Genomic DNA, 19,063 nt, shown 5'->3' with positions numbered 1-19,063 from the left:
GCCGGCCGATACGGCGGGCGCCGAGCGGCCCCGTGCCCCGCGTCCCGGCCGCCGTCCCGCGGCACGCCGCCGCCGGCGGACCGCATCTCCACCCACCGAAGGGAGTCCATCGCTCACCGCAGCGTCCCGGTCACGCTACGCTCACGGAAATCATCCCTTCGTACCGCCCGATCTCCCATCGACCGATCGTCACACCACCTGATCAACGTCCACGGCAGAACGGCTGAAGAACGACGAATGCCCCAGCACACCTCCGGGTCCGACCGCGCGGCGGTACCGCCCGCAGCGCGCGGCGCCGTACGCCCTCCCGCACCCACGACGCTCGACGAGCTGTGGCGGTCGTACAAGGCCACGGGTGACGAGCGGCTGCGGGAGCAGCTGATCCTGCACTACTCGCCCCTGGTGAAGTACGTGGCGGGCCGCGTCAGCGTCGGGCTGCCGCCCAACGTCGAACAGGCCGACTTCGTCTCCTCCGGGATCTTCGGGCTGATCGACGCCATCGAGAAGTTCGACCCGGGGCGGTCCATCAAGTTCGAGACCTACGCCATCACCCGCATCCGCGGTGCGATGATCGACGAGCTGCGCGCGCTCGACTGGATCCCGCGCTCGGTGCGCCAGAAGGCGCGCGCCGTGGAGCGCGCGTACGCCACCTTGGAGGCGGCCCTGCGCCGCACGCCCACCGAGGCCGAGGTGGCGGCCGAGATGGAGATCTCCCTGGAGGAACTGCACGGCGTCTTCAGTCAGTTGTCCCTCGCCAACGTGGTGGCCCTGGAGGAGCTGCTGCACGTCGGCGGCGAGGGCGGCGAGCGGCTGAGCCTGATGGACACCCTGGAGGACACCGCGGCCGACGACCCGGTCGAGGTCGCCGAGGACCACGAGCTGCGCCGGCTCCTGGCCCGGGCGATCAGCACCCTCCCCGACCGGGAGAAGACCGTCGTCACCCTCTACTACTACGAGGGCCTCACCCTCGCCGAGATCGGTCAGGTGCTGGGCGTCACCGAGAGCAGGGTCAGTCAGATCCACACCAAGTCCGTTCTGCAGCTGCGGGCCAAGCTCGCGGACGTCGGGCGCTGAGCCCGCCGGGCCCGACGTCGCTGAATCGTCCCTCCACCGTCGTCCGGGCCCGCTCCTGTCCGTAAAGTGGGAGCGTGCCCAGGATTCGAGCGGCCTCAGTGGCCGAGCACCGGACGATGCAGCGCGGCGCCCTGCTGGACGCCGCCCGCTCCCTGCTGTCCGAAGGCGGGACGGAAGCGCTGACCTTCCCCGCGCTCGCCGAGCGCACGGGCCTCGCACGGTCCTCGGTCTACGAGTACTTCCGCTCGCGCGCCGCCGTCGTCGAGGAGCTGTGCGCCGTCGACTTCCCGGTCTGGGCCGCCGAGGTGGAGGCCGCGATGGCCGCCGCCGCCACCCCCGAGGACAAGATCGAGGCGTATGTGCGCCGGCAGCTGGCCCTCGTCGGCGACCGCCGGCACCGGGCCGTGGTGGCGATCTCCGCCGGCGAGCTCGACGCGGGCGCCCGCGAGAAGATCCGCGCCGCGCACGGCGGCCTGATCGCGATGGTCGTCGAAGCGCTGGAGGCGCTCGGCCACGAGCAGCCGCGGCTGGCGGCGATGCTGCTGCAGGGCGTCGTCGACGCGGCGGTCCGCCGCATCGAGCTGGGCGCGGCGGAGGACCCCACGACGATCACGGAGGCGGCGGTGGGCATGACCCTGCGGGGCGTGCGCGGCTAGGACGCGCCCGGCGGATCTTTGACACGCGGCCGCCCCCACGGCGCCCCGTGGGGGTGGTGCCGCGTTGCGGGTGCCGCCGCGTGGGCGCGACAGGCCACCGCGCGCCCGCAGGCAGGGTGCCGTGCTTCGCCCGGGCCTCGGGCTGGCGCGTCGACTGCGGTCCGTCGGTGGCCGATCGCGCCCACGCGGCGGCAGCCGCAGATCGACACCGCCCCACGCCCCTACGGGGCGCGCGGCGAGCCCGGCAGGTGCTGGCTGTGCGCCGTCCGGGGGCGCTCGCGCAGACCCGCGCCTGTCACGGTGCGCTCACCACCAGCGGCAGCAGTCGCGACGGGGGGCGTCGTAGGAGCCACGGGGGCAGCAGGCTCAAGGGGTCGCGGTACTCCTCCCCGTCCCGCAGCCCCCAGTGCACGCACCCCGCCCCGCAATGCCACCCCGGCCCTGGCGCCACGGTCCCGATCACCTGCCCCGCCCGCACTGTCTCCCCCTCCCGCACCACCGCTCGCACGGGCTCGTACGTCGTGCGCAGCCCCGGTGCGAGCTCCACCGCCACCACCCCCCGCCCTGCCACCTCGCCCGCGTAGGACACCCGCCCCGGCGTGGCCGCCCGCACCGGCGTGCCCGGGGCCGCCGCCAGGTCCACTCCGCGGTGGCCGGCGGCCCACCGCAGCGGGGGCGGCTCCCAGGCCCGCAGCACCAGGGGCCGGGCCCCGTGGGCCCCCGGGACGGGCCAGGCCCGGTCACCGCCCGGCGGCCCGGCGGCAGCCGCCGGCGCCCACCCCGGCAGCGCCGCCACCAGCACGGCCACCAGCACCGCCACCAGGACAAGAAGCAGTCGTCGTCGCATGCCATGACCATGGCCCCGATCACCGACTCGTGGGGATCTTGGCGAGGATCTGTGGACTACTCGGGGGTTGTGGACAACGCCGTCACCCGCGCCTTCTGCCGTCCCGTACACTTCTCATGGCGATCCGGGTCACCGGATCGACTTCGCACGCCCCGCCACCGGCGCTTCTCGCCCTTCCGGGCAGCACGGTGGCCGTGTCCCTCGGTCCTCGGAACGGCTCCCCGCACGGGCGCCGACCGCGGCGGACGCACCGGGGCGTCAGGCGCGGCGACCGCCCGGTCGTCGTGGAAACCGAATACCTCAAGGAGCACGGCCATGGCCGTCGTCACGATGCGGGAGCTGCTGGAGAGCGGCGTCCACTTCGGTCACCAGACCCGTCGTTGGAACCCGAAGATGAAGCGTTTCATCTTCACGGAGCGCAACGGCATCTACATCATCGACCTGCTCCAGTCGCTGTCGTACATCGACCGCGCCTACGAGTTCGTCAAGGAGACCGTCGCGCACGGCGGCTCCATCATGTTCGTCGGTACGAAGAAGCAGGCCCAGGAGGCCATCGCCGAGCAGGCGACCCGTGTCGGCATGCCCTACGTCAACCAGCGCTGGCTGGGCGGCATGCTCACCAACTTCTCGACCGTCTACAAGCGCCTGCAGCGCCTGAAGGAGCTCGAGCTCATCGACTTCGAGGACGTGGCCGCCTCCGGCCTCACCAAGAAGGAGCTCCTGGTCCTCTCCCGCGAGAAGGCCAAGCTGGAGAAGACCCTCGGCGGCATCCGCGAGATGCAGAAGGTGCCGAGCGCCATCTGGGTCGTCGACACCAAGAAGGAGCACATCGCCGTCGGTGAGGCGCGCAAGCTCCGCATCCCGGTCGTCGCCATCCTCGACACCAACTGCGACCCCGACGAGGTCGACTACAAGATCCCGGGCAACGACGACGCGATCCGTTCCGTCACCCTGCTCACCCGCGTGATCGCCGACGCCGTCGCCGAGGGCCTGATCGCCCGCTCCGGCGGTGCCGGTGAGGGCAAGGGCGAGAAGGCCGCCGGCGAGCCGCTGGCCGAGTGGGAGCGCGACCTGCTCGAGGGCGAGAAGAAGGCCGACGAGCCGGCTGCCGCCGCCGAGGCCGAGACCGCCGCCGAGGCCGAGAAGCCGGCCGCGGACGCCGAGCAGGCCTAAGGCTCTGCCGCACCGGGCGTACGGCGGGGGTGGGAGTGCCCCCGCCGTACGCCCGGCGGATCCACTGTCGGACCCCGTCAGCGGGACGGGAGCCGGCAGGTGTGGTGACCTCAAGACGGACCGGCCTGCCCGAGGCCCCGCGTGGAGCCCGGCAAGGCCCAGTGCACGAGAAGGATTGAAGGATGGCGAACTACACCGCCGCTGACGTCAAGAAGCTCCGTGAGCAGACCGGCGCCGGCATGATGGACTGCAAGAAGGCGCTCGACGAGGCCGAGGGCAACCTCGAGAAGGCCGTCGAGATCGTCCGCGTCAAGGGCCTGAAGGGCGTGGCCAAGCGCGAGAGCCGCACCACCGAGAACGGCGCCGTCGCCTCCCTCATCGCCGACGACAACACCTCCGGTGTCATCGTCGAGCTGAAGTGCGAGACGGACTTCGTCGCCAAGGGCGAGAAGTTCATCGCCGTGGCCGACGCCCTGGCCGCCCACATCGCCAAGACCGCTCCGGCCGACGCCGAGGCCCTCATGGCCTCCGAGATCGAGGCCGGCAAGACCGTCCAGGCGTTCGTGGACGAGGCCAACGCCACCCTCGGCGAGAAGATCGTCGTGGACCGCTTCGCGCACTTCGCCGACGGCAAGGTCTTCGCCTACATGCACCGCACGGCCGCCGACCTGCCCCCGCAGGTGGGTGTCCTCGTCGAGCTCGACAAGGACAACGCCGAGGTCGCCAAGGACGTCGCGCAGCACATCGCCGCCTTCGCGCCGAAGTTCCTCTCCCGCGAGGAGATCCCGGCCGACGTCGTCGAGAACGAGCGTCGCATCGCCGAGGAGACCGCCCGCGAGGAGGGCAAGCCCGAGGCCGCCCTGCCGAAGATCGTCGAGGGCCGCGTCACCGGCTTCTTCAAGGAGCAGGTCCTGCTGGACCAGGCCTTCGCGAAGGACAACAAGAAGACCGTCCAGAAGGTTCTGGACGAGGCCGGCGTCACGCTCAAGCGCTTCGCCCGCATCCGCGTCGGCGCCTGAGCCGTCCGCAGGGCAGCGAATGACCCGCGACCCGATAGGGTCGTATGCAGTCGGCCGCCCACCGGCCGGCCGCTGATGTGACGAGGAGGCCATTGCCGCTGAGGGAACCGCAAGGATCCATCCGGCAATGGCCTTCTTGGTATGTGCACGAGGAGAACTCCAATGAACCAGGGTGCGGACGCCACGCAGGCCGCCGACGACACACACGCCGAGCAGGGCACACGCCGTCGGTTCCTGCTGAAACTGTCAGGTGAGGCCTTCGCCGGCGGCGGTGGGCTCGGCGTCGACCCCGATGTCGTGCACGCCATCGCCCGGGAGATCGCGGCCGTCGTCCGCGAGGGCTACGAGATCGCCGTGGTCATCGGCGGCGGCAACTTCTTCCGCGGCGCCGAGCTGCAGCAGCGCGGCATGGACCGGGCCCGGTCCGACTACATGGGCATGCTCGGCACCGTGATGAACAGCCTCGCCCTGCAGGACTTCCTTGCCAAGGAGGGGGTCGAGACCCGGGTCCAGACCGGCATCACCATGGGCCAGGTCGCCGAGCCGTTCATCCCGCTGCGCGCCGTGCGGCACCTGGAGAAGGGCCGCGTCGTGATCTTCGGCGCGGGCATGGGCATGCCCTACTTCTCCACCGACACCACCGCCGCCCAGCGCGCCCTGGAGATCCACGCCGAGGCGATCCTCATGGGCAAGAACGGCGTCGACGGGGTCTACGACTCCGACCCGAAGAAGAACCCCGACGCCGTGAAGTTCGACGCCCTCGAGTACGGCGAGGTGCTCGCCCGCGGCCTGAAGGTCGCCGACGCCACCGCCATCAGCCTGTGCATGGACAACAAGCTGCCGATCCTGGTCTTCGAGCTCCTCGCCGAGGGCAACATCGCCCGTGCGGTGAAGGGTGAGAAGATCGGCACGCTCGTGAGCGACCAGGCCACGCGGGACTGACGACCCGCAGCCGTCCGCCTCGGCCACCGAAATGAGGCGGACGGCAACTCCGCGCCGGGGGAAGACCTCGGCACGGGGATGGACAACTGCCTGCCGGTCGGACACCGTGCAGGAGAAGACGCGCGCAGGGGCGAGGCTCTGCTTACTGATAACACCAGGAGCAAGTGGTGATCGAAGAGATCCTCCTCGAGGCCGAGGAGAAGATGGAGAAGGCCGTCGTGGTCGCCAAGGAGGACTTCGCGGCGATCCGCACCGGGCGTGCGCACCCGGCGATGTTCAACAAGATCGTGGCCGACTACTACGGTGCGCTGACGCCCATCAACCAGCTGGCGTCGTTCTCGGTGCCGGAGCCGCGCATGGCCGTCGTCACCCCGTTCGACAAGACCGCGCTGCGCAACATCGAGCAGGCGATCCGCGACTCGGACCTCGGCGTCAACCCGAGCAACGACGGCAACATCATCCGGGTGAACTTCCCCGAGCTCACGGAGGAGCGCCGCCGGGAGTTCGTCAAGGTCGCCAAGACCAAGGCCGAGGACTCCAAGGTCTCGATCCGTTCCATCCGCCGCAAGGCCAAGGACGCCCTCGACAAGCTGGTCAAGGACAAGGAGTCCGGCGAGGACGACGTCCGTCGTGCCGAGAAGGAGCTCGACGACACCACCGCGAAGTACGTCGCGCAGGTGGACGAGCTGCTCAAGCACAAGGAAGCCGAGCTCCTCGAGGTCTGATGAACGACGCATCCTGGGGAGCCCCGCCGCGCCCCGGCCACTGGGGGGCCACCGACGCCGGACCCCCTCCCGGCACCCGCTGGGAGGACGGTCTCCCGGCGGGTCCTGTGCACGACATGGGCGACGCGGCGCAGACTCGCCCCATGCCCATTGTGCCCGGAGAAGGCGGATACCAGGACGACGATGCCGACCGTGACCAGGGGGCCCCGCACCTCGGCGGCCCCCTGTTCCGCGACGAACGCGATCACCGTGACACAGGGGAGCCCGCCATCCGGCCGCACGAGCCCGCCCCCCAGGCGCCCAAGGCGAAGAAGAGCGCCGGCCGGGACCTGCGCGCGGCGATAGGGGTGGGCGTCGGCCTCGGTGCCGTCATCCTCGCCTCCCTGTTCATCTACAAGCCCGTCTTCCTCGGCGTCGTCGTGATCGCCGTGGTGGTCGGGCTGTGGGAGCTGACCTCCCGCCTCGCCGAGCGCAAGGGCATCCGGGCCCCCCTGGTGCCGCTGGCGATCGGCGGCGCCGCGATGACGGTCGCGGGGTACGTGAGCGGCGCGGAGGGCGCGTGGGTGGCCATGGCCTTCACCGCGCTCGCCGTGCTGGTGTGGCGCATGACGGAGACGCCGGACGACTACCTCAAGGACGTCACCGCCGGCATCTTCGCGGCGTTCTACGTGCCCTTCCTCGCCACCTTCGTGGCGTTGATGCTGGCCGCGCAGGACGGCGCCTGGCGGGTGCTGACCTTCCTGATCCTGACCGTCGTCAGCGACACCGGGGCGTACGCGGTGGGCTGGCGGTTCGGCAAGCACAAGCTCGCCCCGCGCATCAGCCCCGGCAAGACCCGCGAGGGCCTGGTCGGCGCGGTGCTCTTCGCCATGGTGGCGGGCGCGCTGTGCATGCAGTTCCTCATCGACGACGGCGTCTGGTGGCAGGGCCTGCTGCTGGGCCTGGCGGTCGCCGTCAGCGCCACGCTGGGCGACCTCGGCGAATCCATGATCAAGCGGGACCTGGGCATCAAGGACATGGGCGCCCTGCTCCCCGGCCACGGTGGGATCATGGACCGGCTGGACTCGCTCCTGCCGACCGCACCGGTGGTCTGGTTGCTGATGGTGGCCTTCGTCGGGGCCGGCTGATCCTCAAGACCGCCCTGACCTGCGTCTTCACCGCGAGGGGGCCCGTCGTCCACAGGACGGCGGGCCCCCTCGCCGCGTCTGCGACACTGGTAGGACCATGCCAGGCCTGCTCCGGGGGACCAACGGCAGGACGGTAAAGGGCCTCTCATCCGCCGGTTTCCGTGCAGACGAGGGGCCTTCGTGCGCGTGGGTACGGTTTCGGGCCGGGCTCGGCTGATGCCCGCGATGGCGAGTGCCGGCTTCCACTCGGGTCGAAGGTTTTGCGCAAGACGATGCCACTGGCGCTGTTGGCGAAGCAGCACTCGCTTGAGTCGTCGACGCGCCGTTGTGCTTCATCCACACCCTTCGGCAGGGCGAATGCGGCGGTGCTTCGGATGAGCCTGACCGCCCGGTATCGCCGCGTGGTCCGCGCCGTGAAGACTTGTCCCGGCGCCAGGGCACGATGCAGTGCACCTGGGCGGTCGGTGGCCGGAGGGACTTGGCTGCTGCACGGCTTCGGATGAGGCCCGTTGTCGACAGCAGCCGACAGGCGAGGCCAGAAGAAGTCTTGTTTGCGACAGGCTGAAAGCCTGTGTGAGATCGTCGCGGATCACTTGCGGGTCCTCGGCGATGGGTGAGGATCCTGTGCGGGCCTGCGACAGATTGCACAAGAACCTTGCCACGTGCGCCAGTTCGGTGCTTGTACCGCGTACGATCTCCGCATGAACGCGCCATTCGCCACCCAACTCCTTGGGTGGAAGCCCGGTAAGAAGAACGCCAACTCGGCTGGTCTCGTACCGAACTGTGCCGATTCGGACAGCGCTGCTTCTGTGGAACTGGCTGCCGGCATGCTCGATGCCTTGGGAGTCGACCCCGGCGTCGCGTCCGCGGTCCCTGCCGACCCCGGAGGTCCGCTCGAGGTCGCGGTACAACAGCACCTGGCCACTTCTCTCGAAGTGACCGAGGAACGAATGTGGCACGTACAGCGCGGGCGCGTGATTTCTGATTTCTCTCAGTATGGACACCTTCGCAAGGTGGACGAGCTTCTCAAAATGGAATCAGCGCTCCGGGTCACCATTGGAACCGATTATCTCATCAAGCCCGATGTCACCGTTGCGATCCTTGGGGCGCCTACGGTCCATGGTGTCCCGTTTCTGCATGCGGCGGTGAGTTGCAAGTGGACGATCAGAAGCGATCGGGTCCAGAATGTGCGGCACGAGTTCAATCAGATGATCAAGCATCGCCGCGGGCGGCTCCCTCATCTGGTGGCTGTGACGGCCGAACCTCTCCCAAGTCGTTTGGCTTCCATTGCTCGAGGCACCGGGGAAGTCGACGCTGTTTACCATATTGCCTTTGATGCTCTTGCCGATTCCGTCGCGCAGTACGGAAACAAGACCCAGAAAGAAGCCTGGGAAGAGTGTGTCCAGCAGGGACGGCTCCTCAGCTATTCATCCCTTGCGGATTCCATAGCTTCCTGGTAGCTCCCGGACGGGGTTTGGGTCGTTGTCAGTGCCCTGCGGTACGCTCTTGCGTTGCTGCAGGGCCGTACATCCGCAACTCGACACCATGGAGATCACGTGCAACCCGTCCAGATCGTGGACCTGTTCGCCGGCCCGGGCGGGCTGGATGTGGCAGCCGAGAAGCTCGGTGTTCCCACGGTGGGCGTTGAGTGGGACTCCGCCGCCTGCATGACTCGTCGTGCGGCCGGACTCGGCACGGTTGAAGGCGACGTGCGTCGCTACGGGCCTTCGAGCTTCCCGGATGCCGACGTGCTGGCCGGTGGACCTCCCTGTCAAACCTTTACTGTCGCCGGCAGCGGGGCCGGACGACGCGCCCTGGACGACGTCCTGCGGTTCGTGGATCGCATGGTGGCCCGCGAGGACCGTGAAGAGATCGTGAAGGATCTCGCCAAGATGGAAGACGAACGCACCGGGCTGGTGCTGGAGCCTCTCCGCTGGGCGCTTGAAGCGATCGACAAACGCGACAAACCTTACAGGGCGATTGTTCTGGAACAGGTGCCTGCGGTGCTCCCCGTGTGGGAAGCCTATGCAAAGGCCCTCCACAGCGAGGGCTACTCGGTTGACTGCGGAATTTTGCAGACGGAGGCCTACGGGGTCCCTCAGACGCGAAAGAGGGCTGTGTTGATCGCCCGATTCGGTGTGGAATCCGTCGAGCTGCCACGTCCGACTCACCGCACTTACAGGAAGGGCGTTCCGCGCGAGGCCGGCGACGTGTCATTGGCGCCTTGGAGGACGATGGGCGACGTCCTTGATCGCGACTATCGATTCCTTGTGATCTCCAATTACGGGACGGGGGGGGACCCCAAGGCGCGGGGTCGGCGCGGCTCGTGGGAGCCGTCGGCAACCGTCACCGGAAAGATTTCACGAAACCGTGTGGTGTCTCCGGAGGAGCGGGAGCTCGAGCGGTTTACGTTCTCGGAGGCCGGATGCCTTCAGACGTTCCCGAAAGACTATCCGTGGTCCGGCAAGGACATCGGCCAGCAGATCGGTAACGCCGTACCGCCGCGTCTTGCCATGCACATTCTCAGCGCTGCCTTTGGTTGGGCGCCACCGACCGAAGCCGTCCTGCAGAAGCTGGATCGATGGCGGCCTGAGGTGCCCGCAGCCGAGTGCGACACCGCCCTTGAGGTCTCGGCCGCAGCGGTGTAGCACCGGTGTCGTCACGCTCGCGAGGGATGCCTGCCGCGAGTGACGCCGGCGGGGCGATCGCAAAGCGGCTCCGGTCCGTGGATGGCCGCCGCCGTGTGGTGAGGTCGGTGAAGTCTGCTGACCTGCGAGAATGTCACCTCACCGAGTGATCGCGCGCGGCGAAGCAGGGCGGGTGGACGACCCTTGACGTGCTTGATCTGCAAAGGTGCATGGACGGCCTCCAACGCCGAGGAGATGCGGAAGCGGGGATTCCTATTCGGAGGCAAGTAGCAGCCGCGGGCACCGTTGCCACCACGCCCGAAGACCAGCGGTCACGCCTACACGTAGTGGGCGCCGTTCGCCTACGGTTCCGTGACCGTGATCAGCCTCCGGCGCTTACGTGAGCGGACTCACCTGGGATCGCCTGTAGGCCCTCGGACACGGCCGGGAACGGTCCACGACCACCGGTGAGGACCGCAACAGGTTCGCTCCACGGGCCGGCTATCGCACTGCTTCTGCGACACTGGTAGGACCATGCCTAAGCCCGGAGAACTCACTTTCGTCGCCCCGCGCGGAGCCAAGCTGCCGCCGCGGCATCTCGCCGACCTCTCGCCCGCCGAGCGCCGCGAGGCCGTGGCCGCGATCGGCGAGAAGCCGTTCCGCGCCAAGCAGCTGTCCCAGCACTACTTCGCGCGGTACGCGCACCAGCCCGAGGCGTGGACGGACATCCCGGCCGCGGCCCGCGCCAAGCTGGCCGAGGAGCTGCTGCCGGAGCTGATGAGCGTGGTGCGTCACGTCTCGTGCGACGACGACACCACCCGCAAGACCCTGTGGCGCCTGCACGACGGCAAGCTCGTCGAGTCGGTGCTGATGCGCTACCCGGACCGGGTGACGATGTGCATCAGCTCCCAGGCCGGCTGCGGCATGAACTGCCCGTTCTGCGCCACCGGCCAGGCCGGCCTGGACCGGAACCTGTCGACGGCCGAGATCGTGCACCAGATCGTCGACGGCATGCGCGCGCTGCGCGACGGCGAGGTGCCGGGCGGTCCCGCGCGGCTGTCCAACATCGTCTTCATGGGCATGGGCGAGCCGCTGGCCAACTACAAGCGCGTCGTCGGCGCCATCCGTCGGCTGACCGACCCCGAGCCGGACGGCCTGGGCCTGTCCCAGCGCGGCATCACGGTCTCCACCGTGGGCCTGGTCCCGGCGATGCTGCGGTTCGCGGACGAGGGCTTCAAGTGCCGTCTCGCGGTCTCGCTGCACGCCCCCGACGACGAGCTGCGCGACACCCTGGTGCCGGTCAACACCCGCTGGAAGGTCCGCGAGGTCCTCGACGCCGCCTGGGAGTACGCGGAGAAGTCCGGGCGCCGGATCTCCATCGAGTACGCCCTCATCCGGGACATCAACGACCAGGCCTGGCGCGGTGACCTGCTGGGCCGGCTGCTCAAGGGCAGGCGGGTGCACGTCAACCTCATCCCGCTCAACCCCACCCCGGGCTCGAAGTGGACGGCCTCCCGCCCGGAGGACGAGCGGGCCTTCGTCGAGGCGATCGCGGCCCATGGCGTGCCCGTCACCATCCGCGACACCCGCGGCCAGGAGATCGACGGAGCCTGCGGCCAGCTGGCCGCCGCCGAGCGCTGAGCGGCCGCCACGGGGCGGTCACGGGCCCGGCAGGGGCCCCTGGCCGTCCTGGTACGGTTCCTTCGCACAAATGAACATTCCGACAGGGGAGCGCAGCGAGCGCTGAGAGTGCGGCACGGCCCGCAGACCCTCGGACCTGATCCGGTTAGTACCGGCGTAGGGAGTCAGCACCACCATGAACACCATCCTTCGGCGTGCCGTCGTGGCGACGGCCGCCGCGGCCCTCGGCCTGCCCGTCCTCGCCGCCTGCGGCAGCTCCGACTCCGGCTCCGCTTCGGGCTCCGGCGGCAGCGGTTCCGGCGACAAGACCGTGCGGCTGGTCTCCCACGACTCGTTCGTGGCCTCCGACGCGGTCCTGAAGCAGTTCACCGCGCAGACCGGCTACAAGGTGCAGGTGATCAAGGGCGGTGACGCCGGTGCGGCCGTCAACCAGGCGATCCTCTCCAAGAGCCACCCCCAGGGCGACGTCTTCTTCGGTGTCGACAACACCCTGCTCTCGCGTGCACTCGACAAGGGCCTGTTCACCCCCTACCGGGCCAAGGGCGCGGACCGCGTCCCCGCCGAGCTGCGCGGGGACACCAAGGACCGCGTCACCCCGATCGACTACGGCGACATCTGCGTCAACTACGACCGCGCCTACTTCGCCGACAAGAAGCTCGCGCCGCCGCAGACCTTCGCCGACCTGGTCAAGCCGGAGTACAAGAACCTGCTGGTGACCGAGAACGTCGCCACCTCCTCGCCCGGCCTCGCCTTCCAGCTCGGCACCGTCGCCGCCTTCGGCGAGAACGGCTGGCAGGACTACTGGAAGAAGCTCAAGGACAACGGCGTCGAGGTCGTCGACGGCTGGGAGCAGGCGTACAACACCCGCTTCTCCGGCTCCGCCGCCGGCAAGAAGGCCAAGGGCGACCGGCCGCTCGTCGTCTCCTACGCCTCCAGCCCGCCCGCCGAGGTGATGGGCGTCACGCCCGAGCCGGCCGAGGCGCCCACGGGCGTGGCGACCGGCACCTGCTTCCGGCAGGTCGAGTACGCCGGCCTGCTGAGCGGGGCGAAGAACACCGAGGGCGGCAAGGCCCTGATCGACTTCCTGGTGGGCAGGACCTTCCAGGAGGACATGCCGCTGCAGATGTTCGTCAACCCCGCCAACCGGGACGCGCGCGTCCCCGAGCTGTTCACCAAGTACGGCGCGAAGATCACGCAGTCGGCGACGCTCGACCCCCAGCGCATCGCGCAGCACCGTGACCAGTGGATCAAGACGTGGTCCTCGCTCGTCCTGAAGTGACCCGTCCCGAAGGGACCGATGCACCCCCGGGTGCCGCCCCGCGCGGCGGCACCCGGCGTACGGCGACGCGCCTGGCCCTGATGGCCGGGCCGCTCGCCTTCTTCGGGATCTTCTTCGCCTACCCCGTCGCCGCCATCGTCGCCCGCGGCCTGAAGGACGGCGACCGGTGGCAGCTCGCCCGCATCGGCGAGGTGCTCGGCGACCCCGCCACCGGCCACGTCCTGTGGTTCACCACCTGGCAGGCCGCCGCCTCCACGGCGCTCACGCTGCTGCTCGCGCTCCCCGGCGCGTACGTCTTCGCACGCTTCGACTTCCCCGGCAAACGGCTGCTGCGCGCCGTGGTCACCATCCCCTTCGTCCTGCCGACCGTCGTCGCCGGCTCCGCCTTCCTCGCCCTGCTCGGCCGCGGCGGACTGCTGGACGAGCTGTGGGGCGTCCGCCTGGACACCACCGTCTGGGCGATCCTGCTCGCCCACGTCTTCTTCAACTACGCCGTCGTCGTCCGCACCGTCGGCGGACTGTGGGCCCAGCTCGACCCGCGCCAGGAGGAGGCCGCCCGCGTCCTGGGCGCCGGCCGCTTCACCGCCTGGCGACGGATCACCCTGCCCGCCCTCGCCCCGGCCGTGGCCGCCGCGGCCCTCATGGTCTTCCTCTTCACCTTCACCTCCTTCGGCGTCGTGCAGATCCTCGGCGGACCGCGCTACGCCACGCTGGAAGTGGAGATCTACCAGCAGACGGCACAGCTGCTCGACCTGCCCACCGCCGCCGTGCTCACGCTGCTGCAGTTCCTGGCCGTCGCCGTCCTGCTCCTCGTGCACGCCCGCACCGTACGGCGGCGCGAGGCCACCCTGCGGCTCGTGGACGCCGCCCGTACCGCCCGCCGCCCCCGCGGCGCCGCCCAGTGGACCCTGCTCGCCTCCGTCCTGGCCGTCGTCGCCCTGCTGCTGATCCTGCCGCTCGTCGTCCTCGTCGAACGCTCGCTCGACGGCCCCGACGGATACGGCCTGGCCTACTACCGCGCCCTCGCCTCCGCGGGCGGCACCGCCGGCACCTTCGTCGTCGCCCCCCTCGAAGCCATCGGCAACTCCCTCGCCTACGCCGCAGCCGCCACGGCCTTCGCCGTCGTCATCGGCTCCCTCGCCGCGGCCGCGCTCACCCGCCGCGAGGGCAGGCTCGTCCGCGGCTTCGACGCGCTGCTGATGCTCCCCCTCGGCACCTCGGCCGTCACCGTCGGCTTCGGCTTCCTGATCGCCCTCGACGAGCCCCCGCTGGACCTGCGCACCTCCTGGATCCTCGTCCCGCTCGCCCAGGCCCTGGTCGGCGTGCCCTTCGTCGTACGCACCGTGCTGCCCGTGCTGCGCGCCGTCGACACGCGCCTGCGGGAGGCCGCCGCCGTGCTCGGCGCCTCCCCGCTGCGGGCCTGGCGCGAAGTGGACCTGCCCATGGTCGGCCGGGCCCTGGCCGTCGCCGCCGGCTTCGCCTTCGCCGTCTCCCTCGGCGAGTTCGGCGCCACCGTCTTCATCGCCCGCCCCGACAGCCCCACCCTGCCCGTGGCCGTCGCCCGGCTGCTCGGCCGGCCCGGCGCACTGAACTACGGGCAGGCCATGGCCCTGAGCACGATCCTGATGCTGGTCTGCGCGGCCGCGCTGCTGGTCCTGGAGCGCGTGCGCACCGACCGTACGGGAGAGTTCTAGATGTCCATGCTCCGGCTGGAGGACGTCACCGTCCGCTTCGGCACCCGCACGGCACTCGACGCCGTCGGCCTCACCGTCGCCGAACACGAGACCGTCTGCGTGCTCGGCCCCAGCGGCAGCGGCAAGTCCACCCTGCTGCGCGTGGTGGCCGGCCTGCAGCCCGCCGACGAGGGCCGCGTGCACCTCGACGGCCGCGACCAGAGCGGCGTACCGGTGCACCGGCGCGGCGTGGGCCTGATGTTCCAGGACCACCAGCTCTTCCCCCAGCGCGACGTCGCCGGCAACGTCGCCTTCGGACTGCGCATGCGCGGCACGGGCCGCGCCGAGACCGAGCGGCGCGTCGCCGAACTCCTCGAACTCGTCGGCCTGCCCGGCGCACAGCGCCGGCCGGTCGGCGCACTGTCCGGCGGCGAACAACAGCGCGTCGCCCTCGCCCGGGCCCTGGCCCCCCGGCCGCGGCTGCTCATGCTCGACGAACCCCTGGGCCAGCTCGACCGCGGCCTGCGCGAACGGCTCGTCGTCGAACTCCGCGAACTCTTCCGGCGCCTGGGCACGACGGTGCTGGCCGTCACGCACGACCAGGGAGAGGCCTTCGCCCTCGCGGACCGGGTCGTGGTCATGCAGGAAGGCGGACGGGTCGCACAGATCGGCACGCCGCTGGAGGTGTGGCAGCGGCCGGCGTCGGAATTCGTGGCGCGCTTCCTGGGATTCCGGAACGTCGTACCGGCGACGGTGAACGGCCGCACGGCACGAACGCCGTGGGGCGAGCTGCCGGTGCCGGAAGGCACGGCGGCGGGGGAACGGCGGGTGCTGGTGCGGCCGGCGGGCGTACGGATCGCTGCCGCGGGGGCGGGGTTGCGGTGCGTGGTGGGGGCGCGGACGTTCCGCGGGGACCACGTGGTGGTCCAGCTCCGGCCGGAGGACGGGCCGGAGCTGGAGGCGGCGGTGCCGCCGGCGGCCGCGCCGGAGGTGGGTGACCGGGTGGGCGTCACGTTCGCGGCGGACGAGGTGGTCGTTCTTCCCCCACCCCGCCCTCTCCCCGTCTCCTAGAGCCTGTCCGGCGGCTCATGCGGCCCCCGTCTGCGGGTGCGTCGTGGCTTGTCGCGCAGTTCCCCGCGCCCCTACGGGGCGCCGTGGCTGGCGCAGTGCCCCGTCAGGGGCGCGGGGAACTGCGCGATCGGCCGCCGACGGCCCCCAATCGACGCGCCACCCCGAGGCCGGGCTTGCCGCACCCACGCGGGGCGGGCGCGGGCCCTGGCGGGGCTGAGCCCCGGGCCCCCGGGGCCGGGCTCACGCCACGGGCGTCGGCACCGTGTTCTCCGGTTCCTCCTGCGGCGTGGCCGCGTGCGCGTCCGGTTCGCCGAACCAGGCCACTGCCACCGCGCCCGCCACCGCCAGGAGGAAGCCGAGGACGGCGACCCACGCGAAGCCCTCGCGGGAGGCGTCGCCGAGCCACATCACGCCGATGATGCCCGGCAGCACCGTCTCGCCGACGACCAGTGCCGCCGTCGCGCCGTTCACGGAGCCGATCTGCAGGGCCACCGTGTGCAGGTACATGCCGACGGAGCCGGAGATGAGGATGGCGTAGAGCGCGGGGTCGGCGAGCATGGTCGGCAGGTCGAAGGGGTCGATGCCGTCGAGGATGCGTACGCCGACGCCGATGGCGCCGAAGCCGAGGCCGGAGAGCAGACCGGCCAGGATGGCCGCCCGGCCGCCCAGCAGGCGTACGGCCACGGTGCCGCCGCCCATGAGGACGACGGAGATGGCGAGGAGCCACCAGTGGGTGGACATGGCGGTGGCGCCGCTGCCCTCGTGTCCGGCGGCGGTCGCCAGGAGCACCAGGGCCGAGCAGACGACGCCGATGGAGATCCATTCCCGGCCGTTGAGTCGTATGCCGAGGAGCTTGATGCTCAGCAGCGCGGTGACGATGAGGTTGGCGCTGATGACGGTCTGGGAGAGGAACAGCGGCAGCATGCGGGCGGCGAGCGCGCCGAGGCCGAAGCCGAGGAAGTCCAGGACCGTGCCGACCATGAACTCCCAGGTCACGGCGGCCTTGGCGGTGGAGGAGAGGCTGGGGCCGCCGTGCTGGGTGGTGCCCGTGGTGGAGGCCTTGGCGGCCTCCCTGCGGGCCGACTTGCGCGACCCCACGGCTTGCAGGACCGATCCTGTGCCGTAACACACCGAGGCCGCGACAGCCGTGACAAGGCCGATGATCACCAAGAGCTCCGTTCGCCTGAATTCCAGTCGCTCTTGAAGCAGACGTGGTTTCGGGCCGCGGAGTTGCCTTGGGTCAAGAAGTGGTCAAGAACGGGTCAGGGGCAGGGCGGTCAGCTCGGCGATCACCCAGGTGAGCGGTGCCAGGACGCCGACCAGGACGCCCGTGCGCACGGCGGCGGCGCCGCGCAGCAGGGACGCCGGGATGCCGAGCCGGGCCAGCGCGGCCGAGGTCTCCGCGCGGGAGGTGCGGGTGTCGGCCGCGGCCGTGACCGCGGTGGCGCTCACGCAGGCGATCACGACGCCCACGCCGAGCCAGGTCAACGGCCCGAACGGGCCGGGCCCGGTGGGCCGCCACACCGCGCCGTACAGTTCGACGGCCGCCACGGCCCCGGCGGCGACGGCGCACAGCACGCCGAGCGGGCGTCCGACCCGCGTCGCCGCGTCCTGCAGTATCCGGCCGGCCAGCAGCCGTACGGGCCCGGGCCGGCCGGACGACAGCAGGGCGCCGCACCAGTGGGTGAGCCCGGGGCCGGCCAGCACCAGGCCGACGAAGGTGAGCAGCCAGCCGCCGAGCAGGGCGGGGGAGGAGCCGCCGCCCTGGCCGGGCAGGGCCAGCAGGGTCTCGGGGGCGGGCGCCGGGGCATGTCCGACGTACGCCTCCAGGGCCAGGCCACAGGCGATGACGGCGATGCCCCAGGGGAGCCCGATGTGGGCGGGGCGGTCCTCGCGGGGGGTGGAGGGCGCGGGGTCACCGGTGGGTGCGGCGTGGGCGCCGCGTGCCCTGCGCTCGCGGCCCGGGCGCAGGAAGAGGGCGCAGGCGCCGGCACCGAGCGCCGGCAGCAGGCCGAGCAGGGTCACGGCGGCCGCCCAGGGCAGGCCGGCCTGCCCGTCGAGGGCGTGGGCGGCCGCGCCGCTGAGCGGGGTGCCGCCCAGGTCGCCGCGCAGCTCCAGGTAGGCCAGCAGGGCCAGGACGCTGCCGGTGCCGCAGGACAGGGCGGTGGAGGTGGCGGCGAGCACCGACAGCCGTACGGGGCCGAAGCCGATGGCGTCCATGCCGTCCCGCGGCCGCGTCGCGGGGTCGTTGCGGGCCACGGCGACGGCGAACTGCACGACGGCGGCCAGCGGTGCCAGGCACCACAGCAGCCGCACGAGCGACTCCTGCGGGGTGTCCGGGTGGGCCGCGGCGTACCCGAGTGCGCACAGCAGCAGGAAACCGGCCCCGGCGGCGGCGAGGACCACCAGCAGCCGGCGCAGCAGGACGAGCGGGTGGGCGCCGCGCGCTAGGCGGAGACTGAGCACGCGGCCCTGCCCTCCCCTTCGGACGCCTCGGGCGAGGGGATCGAGCCGCGGCGGCCGTCGACGAGGCCGACGGTGCGGTCGGCGAGCGAGGCGCTCTCCTCGTCCAGGGTGGCGAGCACGACGGTGATGTGGTGCGAGCGGGCCGCGGTGGTCAGGGTGCGCAGCACCTGCGCGCGGTCGGTGGCGTGCAGGGGCGCGGTCGGCTCGTCGGCGAAGACCACCGTCGGGTCGGCGGCCAGGGCCCGGGCGATGGCGATGCGCTGGCGCTGGGCCTGGGTGAGCGCCCCGGGCCGCTTGCGGGCGCAGTCGCCGACGTCGAGGCGTTCGAGCCACTCGGTGGCGGTCTGCTTGGCGGCGCGGTGGCCGGTGCCGCGCACGAGCAGCGGCAGTGCGGCGTTCTCCCAGCCGGTCAGCTCGGGCACGAGGTGCGGCCGGCTGTCGATCCAGCCGAACCGGTCGCGGCGCAGCCGCTCCCGCGCGGCGCGCGAGAGGGTGTGCACGGGGCCGCTGTTGAACCACACCTCGCCCGGGTCGGCCAGCAGCTGTCCGGACAGGCATTTCAGGAGCGTGGTCTTGCCGGAGCCGCGCGGTCCGGTGACGGCGAGGATCTCGCCCTCGCGGACGCCGATGGACACCCCGGTCAGGGCGGGGGAGCCGTTGTAGGAGTAGTGGAGTCCGCGTGCCCAGAGCACGTCGTTGTCCGGCGGGGCCACCATATCGAGCACCTCGGGTCGCTTGAGAGG

General features: G+C 71.2%; 17 protein-coding genes and 1 riboswitch. Of the genes, 13 read left to right on the top strand and 4 right to left on the bottom strand.

Features of this window, described 5'->3' with window-relative positions:
• Window positions 1–237 precede the first annotated feature (237 nt).
• Window positions 238–1,074 (top strand): RNA polymerase sigma factor WhiG, encoded by an 837-nt coding sequence (whiG, locus tag AC27L3_RS24795; protein WP_487236267.1) that lies wholly within the window; start codon window positions 238–240, stop codon window positions 1,072–1,074.
• A gap of 116 nt (window positions 1,075–1,190) precedes the next feature.
• Window positions 1,191–1,730, top strand: coding sequence for a TetR/AcrR family transcriptional regulator (locus AC27L3_RS24790; RefSeq protein ID WP_344436002.1), 540 nt, complete (start codon window positions 1,191–1,193; stop codon window positions 1,728–1,730).
• A gap of 295 nt (window positions 1,731–2,025) precedes the next feature.
• Here AC27L3_RS24790 and AC27L3_RS24785 read toward each other — a convergent pair whose 3' ends face one another.
• Window positions 2,026–2,577, bottom strand: coding sequence for a murein hydrolase activator EnvC family protein (locus tag AC27L3_RS24785; protein ID WP_487236266.1), 552 nt, complete (start codon window positions 2,575–2,577; stop codon window positions 2,026–2,028).
• 315 nt (window positions 2,578–2,892) lie between these two features.
• Between AC27L3_RS24785 and rpsB the strand changes: the two genes are divergently transcribed.
• From rpsB to AC27L3_RS24730, 11 genes are all read left to right on the top strand, one after another.
• Window positions 2,893–3,750, top strand: coding sequence for a 30S ribosomal protein S2 (rpsB, locus tag AC27L3_RS24780; RefSeq protein WP_487236265.1), 858 nt, complete (start codon window positions 2,893–2,895; stop codon window positions 3,748–3,750).
• Window positions 3,751–3,932: 182 nt separating this feature from the next.
• Window positions 3,933–4,769 carry a translation elongation factor Ts gene (gene tsf / locus AC27L3_RS24775; protein WP_487236264.1) on the top strand — a complete coding sequence of 279 codons (837 nt, stop codon included), beginning with the start codon at window positions 3,933–3,935 and terminating at the stop codon, window positions 4,767–4,769.
• Between the two features lie 162 nt (window positions 4,770–4,931).
• Entirely contained in the window at window positions 4,932–5,711 is a 780-nt protein-coding gene (pyrH, locus tag AC27L3_RS24770) for a UMP kinase (protein WP_344435940.1), read from the top strand.
• 167 nt (window positions 5,712–5,878) lie between these two features.
• Window positions 5,879–6,436, top strand: coding sequence for a ribosome recycling factor (gene frr / locus AC27L3_RS24765; protein WP_487236263.1), 558 nt, complete (start codon window positions 5,879–5,881; stop codon window positions 6,434–6,436).
• Window positions 6,436–7,563 carry a phosphatidate cytidylyltransferase gene (locus tag AC27L3_RS24760; protein ID WP_487236262.1) on the top strand — a complete coding sequence of 376 codons (1,128 nt, stop codon included), beginning with the start codon at window positions 6,436–6,438 and terminating at the stop codon, window positions 7,561–7,563. The genes frr and AC27L3_RS24760 overlap by 1 nt, the downstream gene beginning before the upstream one ends.
• A gap of 701 nt (window positions 7,564–8,264) precedes the next feature.
• Window positions 8,265–9,023: an NgoMIV family type II restriction endonuclease gene (locus AC27L3_RS24755; protein WP_487236261.1), complete on the top strand. Its 759-nt coding sequence runs from the start codon at window positions 8,265–8,267 to the stop codon at window positions 9,021–9,023.
• A 96-nt stretch (window positions 9,024–9,119) separates the two neighbouring features.
• Complete coding sequence (locus AC27L3_RS24750) at window positions 9,120–10,211, top strand: DNA cytosine methyltransferase (RefSeq protein WP_487236260.1); 1,092 nt, start codon at window positions 9,120–9,122, stop codon at window positions 10,209–10,211.
• 513 nt (window positions 10,212–10,724) lie between these two features.
• A complete protein-coding gene (gene rlmN / locus AC27L3_RS24745; protein WP_487236259.1) occupies window positions 10,725–11,831 on the top strand; it encodes a dual-specificity RNA methyltransferase RlmN in 1,107 nt (368 codons plus the stop codon).
• Between the two features lie 74 nt (window positions 11,832–11,905).
• Window positions 11,906–12,011: riboswitch (TPP riboswitch) on the top strand.
• Entirely contained in the window at window positions 12,007–13,110 is a 1,104-nt protein-coding gene (locus tag AC27L3_RS24740; protein WP_487236258.1) for a thiamine ABC transporter substrate-binding protein, read from the top strand. (Overlaps the previous riboswitch by 5 nt.)
• Window positions 13,086–14,804 carry an ABC transporter permease gene (locus AC27L3_RS24735; protein WP_487236257.1) on the top strand — a complete coding sequence of 573 codons (1,719 nt, stop codon included), beginning with the start codon at window positions 13,086–13,088 and terminating at the stop codon, window positions 14,802–14,804. Before AC27L3_RS24740 ends, AC27L3_RS24735 begins: the two co-directional genes overlap by 25 nt.
• A complete protein-coding gene (locus tag AC27L3_RS24730; RefSeq protein WP_487236256.1) occupies window positions 14,805–15,854 on the top strand; it encodes an ABC transporter ATP-binding protein in 1,050 nt (349 codons plus the stop codon).
• Window positions 15,855–16,094: 240 nt separating this feature from the next.
• Here the strand turns inward: AC27L3_RS24730 and AC27L3_RS24725 are convergent, their stop codons facing one another.
• The 3 genes from AC27L3_RS24725 to AC27L3_RS24715 form a co-directional block, all read right to left on the bottom strand.
• Complete coding sequence (locus tag AC27L3_RS24725) at window positions 16,095–17,021, bottom strand: hypothetical protein (RefSeq protein ID WP_487236255.1); 927 nt, start codon at window positions 17,019–17,021, stop codon at window positions 16,095–16,097.
• Window positions 17,022–17,105: 84 nt separating this feature from the next.
• Window positions 17,106–18,320, bottom strand: a complete 1,215-nt coding sequence (locus tag AC27L3_RS24720) for a hypothetical protein (RefSeq protein WP_487236254.1) — start codon at window positions 18,318–18,320, stop codon at window positions 17,106–17,108.
• A complete protein-coding gene (locus AC27L3_RS24715; protein WP_487236253.1) occupies window positions 18,302–19,036 on the bottom strand; it encodes an ABC transporter ATP-binding protein in 735 nt (244 codons plus the stop codon). The genes AC27L3_RS24720 and AC27L3_RS24715 overlap by 19 nt, the downstream gene beginning before the upstream one ends.
• Window positions 19,037–19,063: the final 27 nt, after the last annotated feature.

Source organism: Streptomyces sp. PKA51 (assembly GCF_057552455.1).
This window is presented reverse-complemented; position numbering and strand designations above follow the sequence as displayed.

Excerpts from the sequence above, each read along its gene's own strand:
- AC27L3_RS24760 (WP_487236262.1), top strand. The coding sequence starts at position 6,436 with ATGAACGACGCATCCTGGGGAGCCCCGCCGCGCCCCGGCCACTGGGGG.
- rpsB (WP_487236265.1), top strand. The coding sequence starts at position 2,893 with ATGGCCGTCGTCACGATGCGGGAGCTGCTGGAGAGCGGCGTCCACTTC.
- AC27L3_RS24740 (WP_487236258.1), top strand. The coding sequence starts at position 12,007 with ATGAACACCATCCTTCGGCGTGCCGTCGTGGCGACGGCCGCCGCGGCC.
- AC27L3_RS24790 (WP_344436002.1), top strand. The coding sequence starts at position 1,191 with ATGCAGCGCGGCGCCCTGCTGGACGCCGCCCGCTCCCTGCTGTCCGAA.
- AC27L3_RS24755 (WP_487236261.1), top strand. The coding sequence starts at position 8,265 with ATGAACGCGCCATTCGCCACCCAACTCCTTGGGTGGAAGCCCGGTAAG.
- tsf (WP_487236264.1), top strand. The coding sequence starts at position 3,933 with ATGGCGAACTACACCGCCGCTGACGTCAAGAAGCTCCGTGAGCAGACC.
- rlmN (WP_487236259.1), top strand. The coding sequence starts at position 10,725 with ATGCCTAAGCCCGGAGAACTCACTTTCGTCGCCCCGCGCGGAGCCAAG.
- pyrH (WP_344435940.1), top strand. The coding sequence starts at position 4,932 with ATGAACCAGGGTGCGGACGCCACGCAGGCCGCCGACGACACACACGCC.
- AC27L3_RS24785 (WP_487236266.1), bottom strand. The coding sequence starts at position 2,577 with ATGCGACGACGACTGCTTCTTGTCCTGGTGGCGGTGCTGGTGGCCGTG.
- whiG (WP_487236267.1), top strand. The coding sequence starts at position 238 with ATGCCCCAGCACACCTCCGGGTCCGACCGCGCGGCGGTACCGCCCGCA.
- AC27L3_RS24730 (WP_487236256.1), top strand. The coding sequence starts at position 14,805 with ATGTCCATGCTCCGGCTGGAGGACGTCACCGTCCGCTTCGGCACCCGC.
- AC27L3_RS24715 (WP_487236253.1), bottom strand. The coding sequence starts at position 19,036 with ATGGTGGCCCCGCCGGACAACGACGTGCTCTGGGCACGCGGACTCCAC.